The 20,780-nt window shown below is 65.7% G+C and carries 19 protein-coding genes; 5 read left to right on the top strand and 14 right to left on the bottom strand.

Features of this window, described 5'->3' with window-relative positions; translation table 11 throughout:
* Positions 1-25: 25 nt before the first annotated feature.
* From Q0T48_RS02065 to araD, 13 genes are read right to left on the bottom strand one after another with little or no spacing between them, the layout of a single operon-like run.
* Complete coding sequence (locus tag Q0T48_RS02065) at positions 26-793, bottom strand: TSUP family transporter (protein ID WP_295951709.1); 768 nt, start codon at positions 791-793, stop codon at positions 26-28.
* Positions 794-797: 4 nt separating this feature from the next.
* On the bottom strand, positions 798-2,276 hold the full coding sequence (locus tag Q0T48_RS02060) for an NAD-dependent succinate-semialdehyde dehydrogenase (protein WP_295951706.1): 1,479 nt from the start codon (positions 2,274-2,276) through the stop codon (positions 798-800).
* 6 nt (positions 2,277-2,282) lie between these two features.
* Positions 2,283-3,071 carry an SDR family oxidoreductase gene (locus Q0T48_RS02055; RefSeq protein ID WP_295951702.1) on the bottom strand — a complete coding sequence of 263 codons (789 nt, stop codon included), beginning with the start codon at positions 3,069-3,071 and terminating at the stop codon, positions 2,283-2,285.
* Complete coding sequence (locus Q0T48_RS02050) at positions 3,068-3,976, bottom strand: SMP-30/gluconolactonase/LRE family protein (RefSeq protein WP_295951700.1); 909 nt, start codon at positions 3,974-3,976, stop codon at positions 3,068-3,070. The genes Q0T48_RS02055 and Q0T48_RS02050 overlap by 4 nt, the downstream gene beginning before the upstream one ends.
* Positions 3,976-4,830, bottom strand: coding sequence for an aldose 1-epimerase (locus tag Q0T48_RS02045; RefSeq protein WP_295951698.1), 855 nt, complete (start codon positions 4,828-4,830; stop codon positions 3,976-3,978). The genes Q0T48_RS02050 and Q0T48_RS02045 overlap by 1 nt, the downstream gene beginning before the upstream one ends.
* On the bottom strand, positions 4,830-5,945 hold the full coding sequence (locus tag Q0T48_RS02040; RefSeq protein ID WP_295951695.1) for a Gfo/Idh/MocA family oxidoreductase: 1,116 nt from the start codon (positions 5,943-5,945) through the stop codon (positions 4,830-4,832). The genes Q0T48_RS02045 and Q0T48_RS02040 overlap by 1 nt, the downstream gene beginning before the upstream one ends.
* A gap of 14 nt (positions 5,946-5,959) precedes the next feature.
* Positions 5,960-7,093 (bottom strand): porin, encoded by a 1,134-nt coding sequence (locus tag Q0T48_RS02035; RefSeq protein ID WP_295951691.1) that lies wholly within the window; start codon positions 7,091-7,093, stop codon positions 5,960-5,962.
* A 46-nt stretch (positions 7,094-7,139) separates the two neighbouring features.
* On the bottom strand, positions 7,140-7,970 hold the full coding sequence (locus Q0T48_RS02030) for a carbohydrate ABC transporter permease (RefSeq protein WP_295951688.1): 831 nt from the start codon (positions 7,968-7,970) through the stop codon (positions 7,140-7,142).
* Complete coding sequence (locus Q0T48_RS02025) at positions 7,967-8,857, bottom strand: sugar ABC transporter permease (protein ID WP_295951685.1); 891 nt, start codon at positions 8,855-8,857, stop codon at positions 7,967-7,969. The genes Q0T48_RS02030 and Q0T48_RS02025 overlap by 4 nt, the downstream gene beginning before the upstream one ends.
* A gap of 34 nt (positions 8,858-8,891) precedes the next feature.
* Entirely contained in the window at positions 8,892-10,163 is a 1,272-nt protein-coding gene (locus Q0T48_RS02020; RefSeq protein WP_295951684.1) for an ABC transporter substrate-binding protein, read from the bottom strand.
* A gap of 29 nt (positions 10,164-10,192) precedes the next feature.
* On the bottom strand, positions 10,193-11,260 hold the full coding sequence (gene ugpC, locus Q0T48_RS02015; protein ID WP_295951680.1) for a sn-glycerol-3-phosphate ABC transporter ATP-binding protein UgpC: 1,068 nt from the start codon (positions 11,258-11,260) through the stop codon (positions 10,193-10,195).
* Positions 11,260-12,057 (bottom strand): aldolase/citrate lyase family protein, encoded by a 798-nt coding sequence (locus tag Q0T48_RS02010; protein WP_295951678.1) that lies wholly within the window; start codon positions 12,055-12,057, stop codon positions 11,260-11,262. Before Q0T48_RS02010 ends, ugpC begins: the two co-directional genes overlap by 1 nt.
* A gap of 9 nt (positions 12,058-12,066) precedes the next feature.
* Positions 12,067-13,803: an L-arabinonate dehydratase gene (gene araD, locus Q0T48_RS02005; protein WP_295951675.1), complete on the bottom strand. Its 1,737-nt coding sequence runs from the start codon at positions 13,801-13,803 to the stop codon at positions 12,067-12,069.
* A 103-nt stretch (positions 13,804-13,906) separates the two neighbouring features.
* Between araD and Q0T48_RS02000 the strand changes: the two genes are divergently transcribed.
* Positions 13,907-14,968, top strand: coding sequence for a LacI family DNA-binding transcriptional regulator (locus Q0T48_RS02000; protein WP_295951673.1), 1,062 nt, complete (start codon positions 13,907-13,909; stop codon positions 14,966-14,968).
* 10 nt (positions 14,969-14,978) lie between these two features.
* Here the strand turns inward: Q0T48_RS02000 and Q0T48_RS01995 are convergent, their stop codons facing one another.
* Positions 14,979-16,538 carry a PAS domain-containing methyl-accepting chemotaxis protein gene (locus Q0T48_RS01995; protein WP_295951670.1) on the bottom strand — a complete coding sequence of 520 codons (1,560 nt, stop codon included), beginning with the start codon at positions 16,536-16,538 and terminating at the stop codon, positions 14,979-14,981.
* Positions 16,539-16,907: 369 nt separating this feature from the next.
* On the opposite strand from Q0T48_RS01995, the gene Q0T48_RS01990 reads away from it, so the two are divergent.
* The 4 genes from Q0T48_RS01990 to Q0T48_RS01975 form a co-directional block, all read left to right on the top strand.
* Positions 16,908-18,533, top strand: coding sequence for a DUF4331 domain-containing protein (locus tag Q0T48_RS01990; RefSeq protein WP_295951668.1), 1,626 nt, complete (start codon positions 16,908-16,910; stop codon positions 18,531-18,533).
* A gap of 13 nt (positions 18,534-18,546) precedes the next feature.
* The gene (locus tag Q0T48_RS01985) at positions 18,547-18,807 is read left to right on the top strand and encodes a hypothetical protein (protein ID WP_295951666.1); all 261 of its coding nucleotides are present in this window, start codon (positions 18,547-18,549) and stop codon (positions 18,805-18,807) included.
* Between the two features lie 143 nt (positions 18,808-18,950).
* Positions 18,951-20,075 carry a hypothetical protein gene (locus Q0T48_RS01980; protein ID WP_295951663.1) on the top strand — a complete coding sequence of 375 codons (1,125 nt, stop codon included), beginning with the start codon at positions 18,951-18,953 and terminating at the stop codon, positions 20,073-20,075.
* Positions 20,072-20,780: HupE/UreJ family protein (locus Q0T48_RS01975; RefSeq protein WP_295951661.1), on the top strand; the 709-nt coding region annotated here is incomplete at its 3' end. The genes Q0T48_RS01980 and Q0T48_RS01975, both read left to right, overlap by 4 nt.

Here is a 20,780-nt window from a genome sequence, read left to right as displayed (position 1 = left end):
ACGGAGTAAGCGCTATAGCCCTGTTTTATTTAAAAAAGTGCAGGGCGTGCAAAGACGATGCCACCAGGCTGAAACCCACCAGCGCCAGCAATAGGCAGACGATGCGTTTGACCGTGGCGGGCTGCAGGCGTGACGGGTGGTTCGCCATCCAGTAGGTTTGCAGCAGCACCAGCGGCACCGTTTCCAGGCTCAACAGCAGGGCGTTGCTGCTGACATGCCCGGTGGGCACCATCATGCACAGGCGCAGCACGGCGTTGGCGGCAAAGATGGCCACCAGAGTGTCGCGGATGGCGCGCATGGGCAGGGGTTGCCGGTACAGGTGGTACACCAGCGGCGGCCCGGCGGTAGAAAACAGCCCGCCCAGCACCCCGGATACCGCCCCCACTGCCATGAAACTGGTGGTGGACGAACGCTGCAGCTGTGCCTGTGCCGTGCGGGCCAGCATGCTGGCGCAGGCAATGATGGTCAGGCCCAGCAGCAAGCTCAGCACCACCACCAGGCTGCTGCTGAGCCAGTTCACCAGTAGCACGCCAGCCACCACACCCACCTGGCTGGCCGCCAGCGCAGGCAGCAGGATGCGGGTCTCGAACTTCGGCCGGGTGGCGCAGAACAGCACGACGGCGTTGACCAGCGTCAGCACGCTGACCACATTGGCCACATCGCCAATAGAGGCCACACCCAGCAAGCCCACCAGGCCCAGCAGCACCAGCCCGAAGGCGAAGCCGGTGAGGTTCTGGACATAGCCTGCGGTGGCGGCACACAGCAGGAACAGCAGGTGCTGGGGCAGCGTCATAGGCCTAGGATGCCATGCCCGCCAGGCACAGGTATTTCAATTCCACGTAGTCGTCCATGCCGTGGCGCGAGCCTTCGCGGCCCAGGCCGGACTGCTTGACACCGCCAAACGGCACTTCGGCGGTGGAGATCAGCCCGGTGTTGACCCCCACCATGCCGTACTCCAGCGCCTCGCCCACGCGGAAGATGCGGCCAATGTCGCGGCTGTAGAAGTAGCTGGCCAGCCCGGCCTCGGTGGCGTTGGCCAGGGCGATGACCTCGGCCTCGGTGTGGAAGCGGAACACCGGGGCCATGGGGCCAAAGGTTTCCTCGCGCGCGCACAGCATGGCGGCCGTGGCATCGGCCAGCACCGTGGGGGCGTAGCTGCGCTCGCCCACGCGTTCGCCTCCGCAGACCAGGCGTGCGCCCAGGGCCAGTGCGTCCTGCACATGGGCTTCCACCTTGGCCAGCGCGTCGGCATCGATCAGCGGGCCTTGCTGCACGCCGGCGTCGAAGCCGTTGCCGACCTGGATGGCGCGGGCCTTGGCGGCGAGTTTGTCCACAAAAGCGTCGTACACGCCGTCCTGCACGTAAAAGCGGTTGGCGCAGACGCAGGTTTGCCCGGCGTTGCGGTATTTGCTGGCCATGGCACCTTCCACGGCAGCATCCAGGTCGGCATCGTCGAAGACGATGAAGGGCGCGTTGCCGCCCAGTTCCAGCGACAGCTTTTTGATGCTGGGCGCGCACTGGCGCATGAGAATGCGGCCGACCTCGGTGCTGCCGGTGAACGACAGGTGGCGCACGGCATCGCTTTCGCACCAGGCGCGGCCAATGGCGATGGAGTTGGCACCGTCGCCAGGCACCACGTTGATGACCCCGGGCGGCAGACCGGCGCGCTGCGCCAGTTCGGCCAGCGCCAGCGCGCACAGCGGGGTTTGCTCGGCGGGCTTGAGCACCACGGTGCAGCCCGCGGCCAGCGCCGGGGCCAGCTTGCGGGTGACCATGGCGATGGGGAAGTTCCACGGCGTGATGGCCGCGCACACGCCGATGGGCTGGCGGATTACCAGGTAGCGCTTGTCGGGGTCGGTGGTGGGGATGGTCTCGCCGTAGATGCGCCGAGACTCCTCGGCAAACCACTCGATGAAGCTGGCACCAAAGGCCACTTCGCCGCGCGATTCGGCCAGGGGCTTGCCCTGCTCGGCGGTCATCAGCCGGGCCAGGTCGTCGGCGTGCTGGTGGATCAGATGGAACCAGCGCAGCATCAGGCTGGCGCGTTCCTTGGCGGGGCGGGCGCGCCAGGTGGGGCCTGCGGCTTCGGCGGCGGCCACGGCCTGCAGCGCGTGGGTGGCGTCGAGGTTGGCCACTTCGGCCAACGGCAGGCCGGTGGCGGGGTCGTGGACTGTGAAGCGCTGCGCCGAGCTGGCCCATTCGGCACCTATCAGGCCGTCGGTTTGGAGCAGGGTGGGGTCGTTCAGCAGGGCCAGGGGGGAGGTCATGGTGGTCATACGGTTTCAGGAAATAACGGACTGCTGGGCGATGCCGGCATCGACCAGCACGTGCTGGCCGGTCATGCCGTCGCTGTCATCGGCGGCCATGAACAGCGTGGGGCGGGCCACGTGGCCGGGGTCGAGGTGGATCTTCAGGCACTGCGCGTCCAGGAACTGCTGGTCGGCGGCCGGGTCGCGGTGCAGTGTGGTTTGCCGCTCGGTGACGATGGCACCGGGCACGATGGCATTGACGCGGATGTTGCGCGCGCCGAGCTCACGCGCCAGGGTGCGGGTCAGGCCCAGAATGCCGGCCTTGGCGGTGGTGTAGCCCACCAGGTTGGGGCGGCCGCGCATCCACGACACCGAGCCCATGTTGATGATGGAGCCGCCACCAGCGGCGGCCATGCCAGGGGCCACGGCCTGGATGGCGAAGAAATAGTGCTTGAGGTTCAGCGCCAGGCGCTCGTCCCACATCGCCGAGGTCACGTCTTCCATGGCGTGGCGGTCGTCGCGCCCTGCGTTGTTGACCAGCACGCGGATGGGGCCCAGGCGCTGGATGACATCGGCCAGCAGGGCTTGGTAGGCCTCCACGTCGCGCACGTCGCAGGGGGCGAAGAACGGGGTAGGGTGCCCGGCCGCGGTGATTTCCTCGACCAGCGGCTGGCCGCCGTCGGCACGCAGGCCGCAAAAGGCCACCTGTGCGCCCTGGACCGCGAAGGCGCGCACCAGTTCGGCACCGATGCCGGAGCTGCCGCCCGAGATGAAGACGACGCGGTTTTTGAGGGAAGGGTAGCAGGTGGTGGCTTGGGTCATGGTGAATTCACAAAGTGGGTGGCAAGGCCGGGAACCGCCACGCGCAGGTGCAGCACCTGGCCGGATAAAGGCATATCGGCCAGTTCCTGCGCGGGCCGCTTCTCGCGGGAGGTGGTGATGAAAAGGGTGCGCAGATCCGGCCCGCCAAAGCAGGGCATGGTCGGGCAGCGCACCGGCAGGGGCAGGATTTGCAGCAGCTCGCCCTGCGGTGTGAAGCGTTGCAGGCAGCCGCCTTCAAACATCGCCACCCAGTAGCAGCCTTCGGCATCCACGGTGGCACCATCCGGGCGGCCACCGTAGTGCGCCAGGTCTTTGGCCGGATCGCGCGGGGTGAAGCGGGCAAAGGGCCGCCGGTGCGACAGGCTGCCTTGCTGCGCGTCGAAGTCGCAGGCATAGATCACATGCGCCGGGGTATCGGCCCAGTACAGGGTGCGGCCCGACGGGCTCCAGGCCAGGCCGTTGCTGACGGTGATGTCGCCTGCGGCCCGCTGCAGCTGGCCATCGGCCCACCGGTACAGGCTGGCGCTGGGGGTGTCGCGTGGCTCGTGGATGGTGCCGGACCAGAAACGGCCTTGCGCGTCCACCTTGCCGTCGTTATAGCGCTCGGTGGCCTGCGGGTAGGGCGCTGCGGACACCTGGGTGCGGCTGTCGTCGGTGGGGTTGAAATGCCACAGCCCGTCGCGCAGGGCCAGCAGCAGGCCGCTCTGGGCGCGCGCTGCGCAGCAGGCGACTTCGGTGTGGAATTGCCATTGCTGGTGCTGCTGGGATGCCGGGTCAAAGCGGTGCAACTGCCGCCCCGGAATGTCGCACCAGTACAGCACTTGTTCCTGCGGGTGCCACAGGGGCGATTCGCCCAGCAGGTTGGCGGGTACGGGCAGAGCACCGATGGTGGGGTGGAGGTCCATCACAGCGCCTCCACGTCCAGCGTCAGCGATGCGGTGGTTGCTGCGCCCGGTGCCAGCGCCACCAGCCCTTGGCTGGCCGGGTCCGCGTGTTGGATGGCGTTGTTCACATGGCCGACCGGTTCCACGCAAAAATGCGGCTGCCCGGGCGGCGTGAACACCACCAGGTAGGGCAGGGTGGACGACAGGCGCAGCGCGAACTGCGCATCGCGGATGTGGGCCACGCCCGGCCAGCCGCCGAAGCAGTGGTCCAGGGCCAGCGACCGCACTGGCGCATCGATGCCTTGCTGGACCGTGGCGTGCGTCGGCAGCATCGAGGCATCGCGTTCCCAGCGGGTCGCTACGTCGACCTGCAGATGGCTGCTGTGGCGCGCCGGGAAGTAGGGGTGCCAGCCCAGGCCCACGGGCTGCGTGCGCGTATCGGTGTTGCGCAGCCGCAAGTCCAGCCGCAGCGCCTGCGGTGTGAGCGTGATGTCCTGCTCGGCCTCGAAGGCGAACGGCCAGTGGCCGTCTGGCGCGTGTGTGTAGCGCAAAGTCAAGTGGTCAGCGGTCTGTTGCACCACCTGCCAGGCGCGCAGCCAGCCCACGCCGTGCAGCGAGTGCGGGCTGTCGTCGAAATTGGGCTCGGTGGTGTAGTTCTGTCCCTGCCACGCAAAGCGCCTATGTCCTAGCCGGTTGGAATAGGGCAGCAGCGGAAAGCAGGCCGATTGGCGCGGCCCCGCCAGCAGTCCCGGCTCGGTGGAGCGCAGCACGGGCCGACCCTGGTGCCACAGCCCGGCCAGGCTGCCGCCCAGGTCGGGCCGCACGGCCAGGCGCAGCGGCCCCGCCTGCAGTGTGATGCCGTGGTTGCTCTGCATTACCAGCCCGCGGGCAGCACTTCGCTCATCAGCACGGCGCGGCCGGTCTCGATGCTGCGGTGCGCGGCCAGGCCGGTGGCCACGCTGCGCAGCCCTTCTTCCAGCGTGATCTCGGGCGGCGTGCCGTTGCGGATGGCGGCGGCGAAATGCTGGTGCTCTATGAAGGAGGCCCCAAAGTGCTGGCCCGCATATTTGATGTTGGTGTCCCACACGCGGCGCACGGCCACGCCCTTGCCGGTGCCCGAGGGCTGGCCCCAGGTTTCCCGCCGACCCCAGTCTTCGCGGCGGCCATGGCGCAGCGTGAGCGAGGGCAGCAGCGACTCCAGCTTGCCTTCATCGCCAACGATGACCACCTGCTCGTTGTCCACCGAGTTCTCGGCAAACATGCACAGGTCCAGCATGGCCCGGGCACCGCTGGCGTACTCGACGATCACGTAGGCGCTGTCCAGAATATCGGGGCGGCGGCCACCGTATTCTTCGCTCAGGTGGTTGACGCGCTGGCCGCCGGAGGCGAACACGCGCACCGGCTTTTCGCCCAGGATCAGGTCCATCAGGTTGAAATAGTGGCAGCACTTTTCCACCAGCGTGCCGCCGGTGTTGGCGCTGAAGCGGTTCCAGTCGTCCACCTTGGGGTAGAAGGGTTCGCGGTGTTCGCGGATGGCTACCTGGTGCAGCTTGCCCACCGCGCCCGCGTGTGCCATGCGGATCATTTCGGCCACCGGTGGCATGTAGCGGTACTCTTGCGCCACCCAGACGATGCCCTTGCGGCCCTCGGCCTGCTTGACCATTTCCACGCCGTCTTCGATGCGCGTGACCAAGGGCTTTTCGACCAGGATGTGCAGGTCGGTCTTGAGCGCCGCACGCATCATCTTGATGTGGGTGAAGTTGGGCGTGGCGATCACCACCGCGTCGCACAGGCCGCTGTCGAGCAGCGCCTGGTGGTGCTCGAAGACCTGCACGCCCGCGGGCAATATCTCCAGCGCCGCCGCGCGGCTGGCCGGGTGCGGGTCAGCGATGGCGGTGACCTGGGTGCCCGCCAGGGCCTTGAGGTTTTCAATGTGTTCGCGGCCCATGCTGCCGCAGCCGATGATGCCGTAACGAATGGTCTGTGCCATGGTGTGTGTCCTGTTCAGAATTGGTGGGCAATGCCTGCTGCCACGCCGCGCACGCTGGTGCCTGCCGTGAGGGGGGCAATACCGTTGAGGCTGTTGGCCGAATTGGCATCGTTGTTGACCCGGCCGTACGAGACGTACAGCTCGGTGCGCTTGGACATGTAATGGTGGTAGCCCACGCCAAAGCCCTGGGAGTTGCAGTCGGTGCATTCCTTGACGGTCTTGCCTGCGTAGTTGGCCCACAGCTGACCCGCAGGCAGCTTGTACGACACGCCGACCATCAGGTCATGGCCTTTGACTTTGCTGCCCGCACCGGCCGCAACATCCCAGCCGTGCACATTGCCCCACAGGTTGATGGCGGAGGTGACGGAGTACATCGCTCCCACCATGGATTCGTTGATCTTTTGGTAGCTGCCTGTGCTGGCGACCAGCCCTTGCTTCTGGGTCCAGCCGCCGCCCAGGTACAGGTCGCCCTTGCGGAATTCGGCATTGGCGCCGTAGATTCTGCCGCCGTCGGTATAGCCTTCGGGTGCGCCGTAGGCCCCGGTCACCGTCAGCCCGCCGAACGAAGGCGTTTTGTACACCACCAGGTTGTTTTCAAACGCCGAGGTAATGCCGACCGAATAGATGCCCCCGCTGGCAGAGGCCAGTGTGCCGTTGGCCACCGGGGTGGTCAGGGCGCTGCTGTTGACCCGGAAGAAGTTGCTGCGCTGGACGGACTGCACCGGACTGTAGCCATGCAAGCGCAGCGGACCGGTGTCATCAGAGAATAGAAACGGCCAGAAGATCGGCGTGTATTGCCGACCGATGGTGACGGTGCCCGCATCCTTGCTGGACAGGCCCACATACGATCCGCGGTTGAATAGCCGGTTGCCTCCCTGCGCCACGCCGGTGTCGGCGTTAAAGCCGATTTCCATGAAATACAGCGCCGACAGACCGCCGCCCAAATCTTCATCACCCCGGATACCCAGGCGCGACGAGGTGTAGGTGCCGCTGTCCACCCGCGTGCTGCTGGTACCGTTGTTGACCTGCTGCAGGCCTACATCCACGCGGCCATAGATGATGGAACTTTGCGCCATGGCGACCGGGCTGAATGCCATTTGGGTAAGTGCCACGGTGGCCAACAAGGCCAGTTTGTGTGTGTTGTGCATGTCTCTTCCTTTGATTTTTGGGATGCTTGGGTACTTGGAGAGCGGGCTAGCCTTTGAGGCCGCCCTGGGTCAGACCGCCGACTACGCGCTCCTGGAAAGCCGCAATCAGCACCGCAATGGGTACGATGGCGACCACCAGGGCTGCGGAGATGACGGGCCAGGGAAACGTGAACTCGCCCTGGTACAGCGAAATACCGACGGGCAGGGTGCGCATGGAGGCACTGGCGTTCAGCGACAGGGCCAGCAGGAACTCGTCCCAGGCGTTCACGAAGGCCAGAATGCCCGCAGTGAAAACGCCCGGTGCGGCCAATGGCACCACCACCCGCCACAGCGCGCCCATGCGGGTGCAGCCGTCGATCATGGCGGCGTTCTCCAGGTCCTTGGGGATGCTCTGGAAGAAGCTCACCAGCACCAGGGTGCACACCGGCAGGCTCAGCACCGTGTAGGGCAGCACCAGCGCGGTGTAGGTGTTGAGCAGATTCAGGTTGCGCATGGTCTCGAAGATCGGTACCAGCAGCGTGACCAGCGGGAACATGCTGGAGGCGACGATGCAGGTCAGCACCAGTTGCCGGTACTTCATGTTCAGCCGGGCGATGGCGTAGGCCGCAAAGGCCGCCACCACCAGCGAGACCAGGGTGGACATACCGGCCACCGCTAGGCTGTTGCCCAGGTACTTCAGCAGCGGCTGGTCGGTAAAGGCCTGCACGTAGTTGCTCAGCACCAGCTCGTGCGGCAGGTAGGTTATGGGCTTGTGCACCAGTTCGCCCTCGGTCTTGAGCGAGGTCAGCAGAATCCACACGGCTGGGAAAAAGCCGTTGAGCACCACCATGGTGGCGGCGATGAAGCGCAGCGAGCGCCCTTCAAAGAGCTTGTTCATGCGTTGTTTCCAATCCGTTTGAGGTAGACACCGGTGACGCACAAGGACAGGATGAACATGAACACCGCCAGGGTGGAGCCGTAGCCCACGTCGAGGTAGTCGATGGTGGTCTTGTGGATCAGCATGGCCAGCGTTTCGGTAGAGTTGCCCGGCCCGCCTTTGGTCATCGTGTAAGGGATGTCAAAGGTTTGCAGCGCGGTGATGGTGCGGAAAATCAACGCGACGATGATGGACGGCATCAGCATCGGGATGGTGATCTGCCAGAACTGCTGCAGCTTGGACGCGCCGTCCACCTCGGCCGCTTCGTACAGCGACTTGGAGATCATCTGCAAACCTGCCAGCAGGATCAGCGCCATGAAGGAACTGGTCTTCCAGACGATGGTGATGCAGATCGCCGCGAAGGCCCAGGTCGGCTCCAGCAGCCACATGCGCGGCTCCTGCTGACCGGCTCGGCGCATCACGTCGTTGACCACGCCGTATTCCGAGTGGAAGAACCACGCGAAGATCAGGCCGCAAAAAGCCAGGGGCAAAGCCCAGGGCAGTAGCAGCGCCAGGCGCACCGGCCACTGCCGCTTGAACGGCAGGTTCGCCAGCATCGCCAGGCCCAGGCCGACCACCAGCGCACCGGGCACGGTGATCAGCGTGATCAGCACGGTGTTTTTGGTGGCGTTCCAGAAGTCCGGGTCTTGCAGGACCAGGGCGTAGTTGTCCAGTCCGACGAATTTCGCTTCGCCGCCACCGGAGAGTCGCAGGTCAAAGAAGCTGTTCCAGATCAGCCTGCCAATCGGGTAGACCACGATCAGTGCGAGTAGCAGGAAGGCCGGAGCCAGCATCATGACTGCCAGCGTCTTGTCGCTGGGGTCGCGCAGACGGTTGATCAGTGACACGGTAGTTTCTCTTTCGTGTGTATTAGCGCAACCATCAACGCATTACCCGGCGCAGGCGGGCATCGATCTCGGCCACACCTTCGTCGGGCTTCTTGGTGCGTGCCAGCACGGCGCTGGTGGTGGTGCGGATGATGTCGCTGACCTGCCCGTAGTCTTTCGACTGTGGGCGGCTGCGGCCTGCGGCCACCACGGCGGCAGCATCCTTGAACCAGGGCACGGCTTTCACCACGTCGGCATCCTGGTAGACACCCAGCGCGGTGGGCAGCAGCGAGCCCTGCACCGCCAGGAACTTGCTGGCTTCGGGGCTGGACAGGAACTTGATCAGCTTGGCCGCCTCGGGTTTGCTTTTGCTGAACGCGCTCAGCGCCCACTGCCAGCCACCAATACAGGTGGCGCTTTTACCGCCTGCCACGGCGGGCAGCGGCATGACACCGACCTTGCCCGCCACCTTGCTGTCGGCATCGTCTTTGAAGCGGTCCCAGGCAAAGCCCCAGTTGACGGCAAACACCACCTGGCCGGCCTTGAATTCATTTACCGTGTCGGGGGTTTTGACCTCGGCCACATTCTTCTTGATGACACCCTGGTCCACCATGGCCAGCCATTGGTTCAGCCCTTTGGCGGCGGCGGCTTTGTCCAGCGTGAGCTTGCCCGCGGCATCGTTGAATTCGTGGCCCTGGCTCCAGTAGGGCAGCAGGAAGGTGCAGACCGCGCCTTCGATCGGCGCGCCCTGGATCGACAAGCCCTGCAGATTGGCATCGCCTTCGGCCTTCTGGATCTTGGTGGCGGCGGCGGCCAGCTCGTGCCAGGTCTTGGGTTCGGCGATTTTGTGCTTTTCGAGCAGGTCGCGCCGGTAGTACATGAACATCGCGTCGGCAAACGCAGGCATGGCCACGATCTTGCCGTCGATCACATTCGCCGATGCGTAGGCGGGCAGGTAGGATTTCATTGCCGTGGCGGTGTCACCCACATAGCTGTTCAGTGGCTCGATCCAGCCTGCACCGGCGTACTGCGCAGGGTTCACGATGTCGATCATGAACACGTCGATGGACGGGTCCTTGGCGTTGAGCACGGTGCCCAGGTACTGGCGTTGCAGCTCGGAGGTGGCACCGCCGGTTTCCATTTCGATGGTGACACCGGGGTTTTTGGCCTGGTACTGGTCGAACAGCTTGCGCATCAAGTCGGGGCGCTGCCCGGACCCGCCCGCAAAGGCGCGGATTTTGGTGTCTGCCAGGGCGCTGCCGGTGGCCATACCGCTGACCAGCAGGGCCGAGCCCAGCAGTCCGAGAAAGGTGTTGCGTGTTTGCATGAGTGTCTCCTTGGGTTTTTGTCAGTAGCTCAGTTCAGCGCCGCACCGGTTTGCGGGTTGAACAGATGCAGGTGGTCGGGGTGCACGTGTACCGGCAGCAGGGTGCCCGGCGCTTCACGGAACGAGGCCGACACCCGGGCAATCATTTCCGAGCTGCCCACCTTAAACGACACCAGTGTTTCCGAGCCCAATGGCTCCAGCAGCGAGACGCTGGCGGGCAGCACGATGTCGCCCGCCTCGGGGGCCAGGCGCAGGTTCTCCGGGCGCACGCCCAGTTTGCAGGCACCGCCATGCGCCGCCAGCCGCGAGGGCAGGGTGATCTGCACGCTGTTGCCCACATCGGCCACGCCGTGGGCAATGCTGGCATCGACCAGGTTCATTGGCGGTGCGCCGGTGAAGCCCGCCACAAACAGCGCCGCGGGGCGGTTGTAGATGGCATCGGGCGTGTCGTACTGCATCTTGTGCCCGGCGCTGAGCACGGCGATGCGGTCGGCCAGGGTCATGGCCTCCACCTGGTCGTGGGTCACGTAGATCATGGTGGCACCCAGGCGCTGGTGCAGGCGCTTGATCTCGGTGCGCATCTCCTGGCGCAGCTGCGCGTCCAGGTTCGACAGGGGTTCGTCGAACAGGAATACCGCAGGCTTGCGCACGATGGCCCGGCCGATGGCCACCCGCTGGCGCTGCCCACCCGACAGGGCAGCAGGGCGGCGGTCCAGCATGTGGTCGATGCGCAGCAGCTTGGCGGCGTCCATCACCCGGCGCTTGATTTCGTCTTCGGGCGTTTTGCGCAACCGCAGGCCAAAGGCCATGTTGTCGTACAGCGTCTTGTGCGGGTACAGCGCGTAGTCCTGGAACACCATGGCGATGTCACGGGTGCGCGGGGGCTTGTCGTTCACCACCTCGCCGCCGATGCGCACTTCGCCGCTGGTGATGGTTTCCAGCCCGGCAATCATGCGCAGCAGCGTGCTCTTGCCGCAGCCGGACGGGCCGACAAAGACGCAAAATTCACCCTCACGGATATCCAGGTCCAGGCCATGGATGATGGTGTGTTTGCCGTCGTATGTCTTGACGACCTTGCGTAGTTCTACAGCAGCCATCAGTAGCCTCCGTTGGTAGGGGTGATTGGGCTAGCGCCCGTGTTGCGTACGTTGGCCAGCGCGGCCTGGGCGCTGCGCATCAGCAGGCCCAAGTCGGAGGCGATGGCGACAAAGTCGAAGCCGATGGCGCGGTACTGCGCCACCACCTCGGTGGTGCCGCCCACGGTGCCGATGGGCATGCCCAGGGCTTTGGCGCGGGCGACGGCATTGGCCGTGATGGCCAGTACCTCGGGGTGGGTGAGCTGCCCCACATGGCCCATGGTGGCCGACAGATCGCCCGGGCCGATGAAGAGCGCATCCACGCCTGGTACGGCGGCGATGGCCTCCAGCTGGGCGATGGCCTCGGTGGTTTCCAGCTGCAAGATCACGGTCATCTGCGCGTTGGCGGTGGTCAGATACTGGGGCGTGGTGCCGAATTTGGAAGCGCGGCTCATGCCCGCCATGCCGCGGCAGCCTTCGGGCGGGTAGCGGGTGGCGGCCACGGCGGCACGGGCTTCTTCGGCGTTTTGTACAAACGGCACCAGCAGGGTTGTGGCACCGGCGTCCAGTACGCGCTTGATGTTTACGGTGTCGTTCCAGGGCACGCGGACCACCGGCAGCAGGGGGGTGCCCGATACCGCCTGCAGCATGTGTACCAGGTCCATCAGGTCCAGCGGCGTGTGTTCCATGTCGATCACACCCCAGTCGAAACCAGCGTGGCCCATGGCCTCAGCAACGAGGGGGCTGGCCGACATGATCCAGGTGCCGACCGGCGTGGCGGCACCGGTGGTTTGCAGGAGTTGCTTGAAAGGGTTCATAGGGGACCTTTAGAAAATGGGCGGCTGCGGTGTGGGTGCCGTGCCTTGGAGGAAGTCGAAGTCGCAGCCCTCGTGGGCCTGGGTTACATGCTCCTGGTAGAGGCGTATGTAGCCGCGCTGGTAGGTGCGTGGTGGTGGCACCCGCGCGGCGTGGCGAGCGGCCAGTTCGGCCTCGTCCACCAGCAGTTCGAGTTTGCGGCTGGTCAGATCGACCAGGATTTCATCCCCGTCGCGCACCAGCGACAGCGGGCCACCCACGGCCGCCTCGGGGCTGACGTGCAAGATGCAACTGCCATAGTGGGTGCCGCTCATGCGTGCGTCCGAGATCCGCACCATATCGCGCACGCCTTGGTCCAGCAACTTCTTGGGGATGGGCAGGCCGCCCCATTCCGGCATGCCGGGCGCACCCACCGGCCCGGCGTTGCGCAGCACCAGCACGGTGTTTTCGTCGCAATCGAGTTCGGGATCGGCACAGCGCTGGTTCATCTCGGCGGGGGAGTCGAACACCAGGGCACGGCCCCGGTGGTGGAAGAACTTCGGGCTGGCGGCGCTGGGCTTCATCACCGCGCCATCCGGGGCCAGGTTGCCGCGCAGTACTGCCAGCGCGCCAGACGGGCTGACCGGGTGGTCCAGCGGGCGGATGACGGCATCGTCCAGGCTTTCGCGGCCCGCGATGTTCTCGGCCAGGGTGTGGCCGGTGACGGTCATCTCATCTAGCGACAAATGCGCACGCACGCGGTTCAGCAGAGCGGGCATGCCACCGGCGTAGTGGAAATCTTCCATCAGCTTGTCACCGCTGGGGTATAGGTTGGCCAGCACCGGCACTTCGTGGCCGATGGCGTCCAGGTCTTCCAGCTGCAGGTTGACCCCGGCGCGGCGTGCCAGGGCGATCAGGTGCACGGCAGCGTTGGTGGAGCCGCCCAGCGCCATCTGCGCTACGGTGGCGTTGCGAAACGAGCCCTTGGTCAGTATTTTGGCCGGGGTCAGGTCGTCCCACACCATTTGCACAATGCGGGTGCCGCAGTCGGCGGCCATGCGGCTGTGGCCGGAGTCCATGGCGGGGATGGAGGTCGAGCCCGGCAGGGCCAGGCCTAGCGCTTCAATGATGGAGGTCATGGTGCTGGCCGTGCCCATGGTGTTGCAGGTGCCGGGCGCGCGGGTCATCTTGGCCTCCAGGCCAATCCACTCCGCCTCGTCGATATGGCCCGCCTGGTATTCGTCCCAGAACATGCGGGTGTGGGTGCCTGCGCCCACGGCACGGGTGGGTTCGCCGCGCTTGAGGTAGCGGTCGCTGATCATCGGCCCGGCGGAGCAGAACAGCATGGGCAGGCCTGCGCTGATGGCGCCCATCACCGTGCCGGGGGTGGTTTTGTCGCACCCGGCCAGCAGCACCACGCCGTCCAGTGGCAGCGAGCGCAGCAGCTCTTCCACCTCCATGGCCAGAAAGTTGCGGTACAGCATGGTGGTGGGCTTGACCATCACCTCGCCCAGGCTCATGGCGGGCAGCTCGAACGGCATGCCACCGGCCATCAGCACACCACGCTTGACGCTCTTGGCACGTTCGCGCAGATGGGCGTGGCAGGGCGACAGGTCGCTCCAGGTGTTGATGATGCCAATGATGGGGCGCTCCAGCACATCTTCGCGGCGCAGGCCCATTTGCTGGATGCGCTGGCGGTGCGCAAAGCCACGCATGTCGCTGGCGGAGAACCACCGGCGGCTGCGTAAATCTGCGAGGGATTGGGTCATGGATAGGGGCTTTCGAAATTAAGAAGATCGGTTTGACTGTTACCGGTAACATTAACGGCAGTGGAAACTTCACGCATTAGCAAAAACCCTAGCGCACATAAAAATGAATACGGACCCGACCAAGCGCCAGCGGCGCGGCCATGGGCGGCCTACGCTGCATGACGTGGCCGACGCCGCAGGCGTGACCCGCATCACCGTTTCGCGCTACATCCGCCAGCCCACCCTGGTGGCCGAAGCCACGGCTCTGCGCATCCGCGAGGCGATCGACCAGACGGGGTATGTACCCAACCAGCAGGCCGGGCAGCTGGCTAGCGGCGCGTCGCGCCTGGTGGCGGCGCTGATCCCCAATGTGGGCCATTCCATCTTTGCAGAAACCATCCAGGGCCTGACCGAGGGCCTGCGCGAAAGCGCCTACGAGCTGCTGCTGTTGTCCACCGGCTATTCCCAGGAGCGTGAAGAAGAGCAGCTGCGTGTGCTCACCGGCTGGGCTCCCGCGGCCATCGTGGTGACCGGCCGCCACCATGCGCCGGGGGCCCTGCGCTTGCTGCGGGATGCGCAGGCCGCGGGCATTCCGGTGGTGGAAATCTGGGACCATCCCACCACGCGGGCCGATTCAGAAGGCTTTGCGCAGATTGGTTTTGACCACTTTGCCGTGGGCCAGGCCATGGCCCGGCATTTGCTCGATCTGGGCCACACCTCGCTGGCCTATGTGGACAGCGGCGTGGCCGAGGATTTCCGGGCCCACGAACGCGGTGAAGGCTTTGTGGCCGAGGTGCAGGCCCAGGGAGCCCGTGCCACGGTGCTGCGTGCCGCCATGGGCGATGCGTTTGACGCGGGCCGCGCGGTGCTGCCCAAGATACTGGCTGCCAAGGGCGCGCGAGTGACGGCGGTGGCTTTTGCCACCGACCACCTAGCCTGCGGTGCCCTGATGCAGGCCACCCGCCAGGGCATCGCCATACCGGGGCAACTGGCGCTGCTGGGGTTTGGCGACTTTCCCATTGGCCGCCAGCTGGAGCCCACCCTGTCCACGGTGCGGCCACCCACTGCCGACATTGGCAGGGTGGCGGCCAAGGCCATTCTGCAATCCCTGGCCGACGGCCCCGAGCCCAGCAGCAGCAAGCTGCCTTACCAGCTGATCGAGCGAGACAGCACGGCTGCGGCCTAGCACTTATCCATCACGCCAGCACAAACACCTGCACCGACCTCGCCAGCGCCAGGCTGCTACCGCTCAGGCCCTCGGCCGACGCGGCGGACTCTTCGACCAGCGCAGCGTTTTGCTGGGTCACGGCATCCAGCTGGTTCACCGCCTCGTTCACCTGCGCGATGCCGCCCGACTGCTCCACCGTGGCGTGCGTGATTTGGCGGATCAGCGCGCCCACCTCTTTGACCGAGGCCACCACCTCGTCGATGGTGCGCCCGGCATCCGCCATCTGGTGGCTGCCTGCCGCGATCTGCTCGGCCGATTCGGCAATCAGCGTGCGGATTTCGCGGGCCGCCCCGGCGCTGCGCTGCGCCAGGGAGCGCACCTCAGAAGCCACCACCGCAAAGCCCCGGCCTTGCTCGCCCGCGCGGGCGGCTTCGACGGCGGCGTTCAGCGCCAGGATGTTGGTCTGGAAGGCAATGCCCTCGATCACGCCGATGATCTCCTGCACTTTTTTCGACGACTTGTCGATGTTCTGCATCGCCACGCCCACCTGGTGCACGGCCTGGCCGCCCCGCGTGGCCACCTGGGTGCTGTTGTCGCTTTGCTGTGCCACCTGCAGGGCGGTCTCGGCGGTTTGCTGCACCGTGCCAGACAACTGCTCCATGCTGGCCGCAGTTTGCTGCAGGCTGCTGGCCTGGGATTCGGTGCGCTCCGACAGGTCCATGCTGCCCGAGGCGATTTCGGCGGCCACCTGGGTGAAGCCATGGATTTCGGTGTGCACATCGCCGATCACGGCGCGCATATTGATCTGGATCTGCCGCAAGCAACCCACCAGCGCGCCCAGCGGCGCAGGGTAGTTCAGCGCAATCGTGGTGTTGAGGTTGCAGCCCGACAGGTCGCTGGCAAAGCGCTCGGCCTCGCGCACCACATCCGATACGTGGCTCTTGAACCACAACACCATCACCGCCGCGCAGGCCGCCTGCAAGCCCACTTGCAGCAACAGCCCCGTGGGGCCGGTCACGCCCAACAGCAGCGGCAACACGCCTACGCCGACCATCACCGCCAGCACCAGCAGGTAGCGCTGCGCCATGCCAACGCGTGCCAGTGCGCCCAGTGTGCCACGCCAGCCCAGCGGCTGCACCACCCCGGCGCGCAAGGTGAAAGTAGGGCGGTTGGCAGCCCGTTCGCTGCGCATGCGGGCGTACAGGGCTTCGGCCTCCTGCACCTGCTGGCGGCTGGGCTTGGTGCGCACCGACATGTAGCCGCGCGGCTTGCCGCCTTCCATGATGGGAGTGACGTTGGCCTGCACCCAGTAGAAGCTGCCGTCCTTGCGACGGTTTTTCACCATGCCGGTCCAGGGGCGACCATGGCCGATGGTGCTCCACATGTCTTTGAAGGCCTCGGGCGGCATGTCGGGGTGGCGGATCATGTTGTGCGGCTGGCCCACCAGCTCGTCGTAGGTAAAGCCGCTGACCTGCACAAACGCGCTGTTGCAGTGGGTAATACAGCCCCGGGTGTCGGTGGTGGACACCAGCATGTCGGCCGATGGGTAGTCGTACTCTTGCCGGGTGACGGGCAGGTTGGATCGCATAGGGAGCTCCTTCGGCGTAGCGGTAACTACATTTGGTAACGGGCTCGATTAGGCGGGAGCTGCGGGAGGGTTTCAAGCGGTGGGCGGCGCTGTTTGGCGGTCGCTTGATCCAGATCAAATAAATAGCGACCCGGTCTGCCGCAGCCCAGGGGCCGCGCTGGCACCGGCATCCGGTTTGGCATAAAAACGGCATCCAGCGCTTATTCCACCAGCACAAGTAGCTATTAAAGGTGTAGCGGTCCGTTGGTGGACATGAAGATTTTTTGAGAAATAGTTCACGAATGTGAATCCGGGGTAAAGCCGCCTGCGTATCCACCAAGCCAATGGTTGTCATTGGCACCAATGGACATGACCCCCAAGGAGATCACCATGCGATTCAAAACCGGCCCTGTTACCGCAGCCTGCCTGCTTCTCGCTTTAGGCAGCGCGGCGTTTGCCTCCAGCCACCGCGAGGCACCGTTCATCACCACCGTGCCCAAAGTAGATGGAACCGACTTCTACATGTTCCGCAGTTACGAAGGCGTGGCCAGCAACGGCAGCGGTGGCCGCTCTGACTACGTCACCATGATCGCCAACTACCAGCCCCTGCAGGCTCCGTACGGCGGCCCCAACTACTTTGCGATGGACCCGAACGCGCTGTACGAGATCCACATCGACAACGTGGGTGACGGCAAAGAACACCTGACCTTCCAGTTCAAGTTCAACAACAAACTCAACAACGTGGCCCTGCCCATCGGCACCGCCAGCGTGGCGATTCCGCTGATCCAGGCCGGTGCCGTGGCCAACGTCAACGATGCCAACCTGAACCTCAACGAAACCTACACCGTCAACGTGGTGCGTGGCGACCGGCGCAAGGGCGTGGTGTCGTCCGTTACCAAGGCCAGTGGCGGTACCACCTTTGAAAAACCGGTGGACTACATCGGCGTGAAAACCCTGGGCGGTGCGGCAGCGTACGAAACCTACGCCCAAAAGCACATCTTCAGCATCAAGGTGCCGGGTTGCCCCGCCGGTATGGACGATGGCAAGGTCTTCGTCGGCCAGCGCCAGGACGGTTTTGCGGTCAACCTGGGCCCGATCTTTGACCTGGTTAACGCGCCCACCGCCTTCCTGCTCGACCCGGCCAACAAGGACGCGGTCGGCATGGGTGGCCAGGCTCCGGTGCAGAAAACCAATATCACCACCATCGCCCTCGAAGTCAACAAGGGCTGCCTGACCGCGGGTGCAGAGCCCGTCATCGGCGGCTGGACCACCGCCAGCATGCGCCAGGCCCGATTGCTCAACGGCAAGCCGCCGTCGGGCCACCAGACCAGCGAAAAGGCCGGTGGTGCCTGGGTGCAGGTCTCGCGTTTGGGCAATCCGCTGGTGAATGAGCTGGTGATCGGTTTGCCCGACAAAGACAAGTTCAACGGCTCCAAGCCGCAGGATGACGGCCAGTTCCTGACCTACGTGACCAACCCCACGCTGCCCGCCTTGTTGGGCCTGGTGTTGGCTGGTAGCCCGACTGCCGTGGCACCTACCAACCTGCCGCGCACCGACCTGGCCACCGTGTTCCTGACCGGTATCACCGGCGTGAACAAACCTGCCAACGCCACGCCGTCCGAAGTGCTGCGCCTGAACACCGCCATCACCCCCGTGCCGTTTGCGATGCAAAACCGCCTGGGCGTGGCCGGTGAGGTGCTGCGCGTGGGCGGTACGGCCAACCTGTCGCAAGCCGTGGACCTGGCGGGCTTCCCCAATGGACGCCGCCCCAAGGACGACGTGGTGGACATCGCCCTGGTGGCCATGCTCGGCGGCCTGTGCGTCATCAACGGCGACAACAACAGCCTGGGCCTGAACGGTGTCCCCGGCGTGCCCAGCCTGACCTCGGCCTGCAAGCCCTCCAGCGTGCCGCTGGGTGCCCAGTCGGCCAATATCCACGACGGTGTGGACCAGGCGACGGTGCCGTTCCTGACGCGCTTCCCGTACCTCAACACGCCAAATTCTGGCTCCAACTGATAAGGACAACACCATGTTGCACTTCAAATGGATAGCACCGGCCATCGTCGCCGTGGGTTTGCTGGCGGCTTGCGGCGGGGGTGACGATGGCCCCCCGGCAACCCAGTACGTGTCGGGCACCGGCGTGCCGGTGGGCGCGGTCACCAATGTGAACGACGTGATCGCCTTCACCAAGGCCGAAATTGCCAACACCAGCGACAGCCGCGACCCGGTGGTGCTGGGCGATAGCACCACCTTGGCGACGAGCGACTCAGCAGATCCTGCGGAAATCTGACGCTCGGCCTTCCCTTGCACCCTCTCCCGCCCAGCGGGAGAGGGTGGGTGAAGGAAATTTATATAAAAAAGGCCTCTAGCGTATATTTCATCTGCGCTAGTAGCTACTATTTGCATAGCGTACCTGCTTTTTACGTACCCACCATGCGTACCCCCCCATTCCTGTGGTTCGCCTGCCTGCTGCTGTGCAGCGCAGCCCACGCCACCACCGCGCTGCACCCCAGCCGGGGTGATGAGGTGATTGAGCGGCTGCCCACCATCACCCGGGTGCGGCCCGCCGCTGTGGCATCTACCGTTGCCGACCCGGTGGCGGCCGCCACCCAGGCCCGCGCCCACATCGCCACCGCCCGCCAAACCGGCGACACACGCTACTGGGGCCGTGCCCAGGCCGTGCTGGCCCCCTGGTGGGACAAGCCTGACGCGCCGGTGGATCTGGCGATATTGCAAGCCACCGTGCAGCAGGGTCGCCACGACTTCAAGGCTTCGCGCCTCGTCCTGCAAGCCGCCTTGCGCCGTGCCCCCGGCCACGCCCAGGGCTGGTTGAACCTGGCCGCCCTGGAGCGGCTTTCCGGCCACTACGCCGAGGCCCTGCACGCCTGCGATGCCGTGGCCCGTGCCGGGCAAAACCTCTATGCCCTGGCCTGCCAGCTGGAAACCCAGTCGCTGCAAGGCCAGACTGCCGCCGCCCGCAAAGGCTTCACCCAGCTGCTGGCCGCCACACAAGACCCCGCCCAAACCAGCTGGCTGCAGTCCCTGCTGGCCGAAAGCGAAGAACGCGCAGGCGCAGATGCCGCCGCGCGCACCGCCTACCAGCGCAGCCTGCAGGCCGAGCCCGACCTCTACACCAGCATCGCCCTGAGCGACCTGCTGCTGCGCACCGGCCAAACCGCCCAGGCCCTGGCCGTGCTGCAGCCGCTGCCCCCAACCGATGCCGTGCTGCTGCGGCAAGCCACCGCCATGCGCCGCCTGCACAACCCCGACTGGAAAACCCTGCGCGCCACCCTGAGCGAGTGGAACGCCGAACTCGCCCGCCGTGGCGACGACCTGAGCCTGCACAGCCGCGAGCAGGCCCTGGTGGCCCTGTGGCTGGACGACGACGCGCCCGGCGCACTGCAAATCGCCCGCCGCAACCTGGACCTGCAGCGCGAACCCATCGACTGGTGGGTGGCCCTGCAAAGCGCCCGCCAGGCCCAAGACACGGCGGCGGTGCAGCAATTGCAAAAAGACATGCAGCAGACCGGCATCGTCGATGCCCGGAGCCGCCCATGAAGCGCCTGCTCGCCATCCTTTGCGCGGCTTTCTTGTGCGCCCCCGCGTGGGCCCACAAAGGCAGCGATGCGTACCTGGACGTGCGCCAGCAGGGCAGCGCCTTGACTCTGCAGCTCTCCGTGGCCCTGAAGGATCTGGACCTGCTGATCCCGGTGGATGCCAATGCCGACGGACAAGTCACCTGGGCCGAAGTCCAGGCCGCCACCCCCGCCGCCCTGGCCCTGCTGCAAAGCCATACCGAATTGGCCAGCACCACGCCCAGCTGCACGTTGCACTGGACGTATGACGGCCTGGAGGCCCGCAGCGACGGTGCCTACCTGCGCGCCACCAGCCCGGCGGCCTGCCCACCCGGCAGCGCCCTGGGCCTGCGCTACACCCTGTTCAAAAATGAAGACAGCAACCACCGCCTGATCGTCACCGGCCACCTCGACGACCGCGACCTGCTGGCCACCGCCGCGCCCCAGCAAGCCGTGCCGCTGGTACTGCGCCAGGCGGTGGCGGCCCCGCCGCGCGGTATTGCAGCCACCCTGTGGGACTACCTGCAACTGGGCATGCACCACCTGTTGCAGGGCTACGACCACATGGCTTTCCTGCTGGCCTTGGTGCTGCCGCTGCAACTGCGCCTGGGCCGGGCGGCGGCGTTGGTAGAAGGCCGCAGCCCCTGGTGGTCGCTGCTGCGCACCATCACCGCCTTCACCGTAGGCC

The organism is Rhodoferax sp. (assembly GCF_025354435.1).
GTDB lineage: Bacteria > Pseudomonadota > Gammaproteobacteria > Burkholderiales > Burkholderiaceae_C > Rhodoferax_B.
Note: the sequence above shows the minus strand (reverse complement) of the source record. Positions and strands in the feature narration are given on the sequence as shown.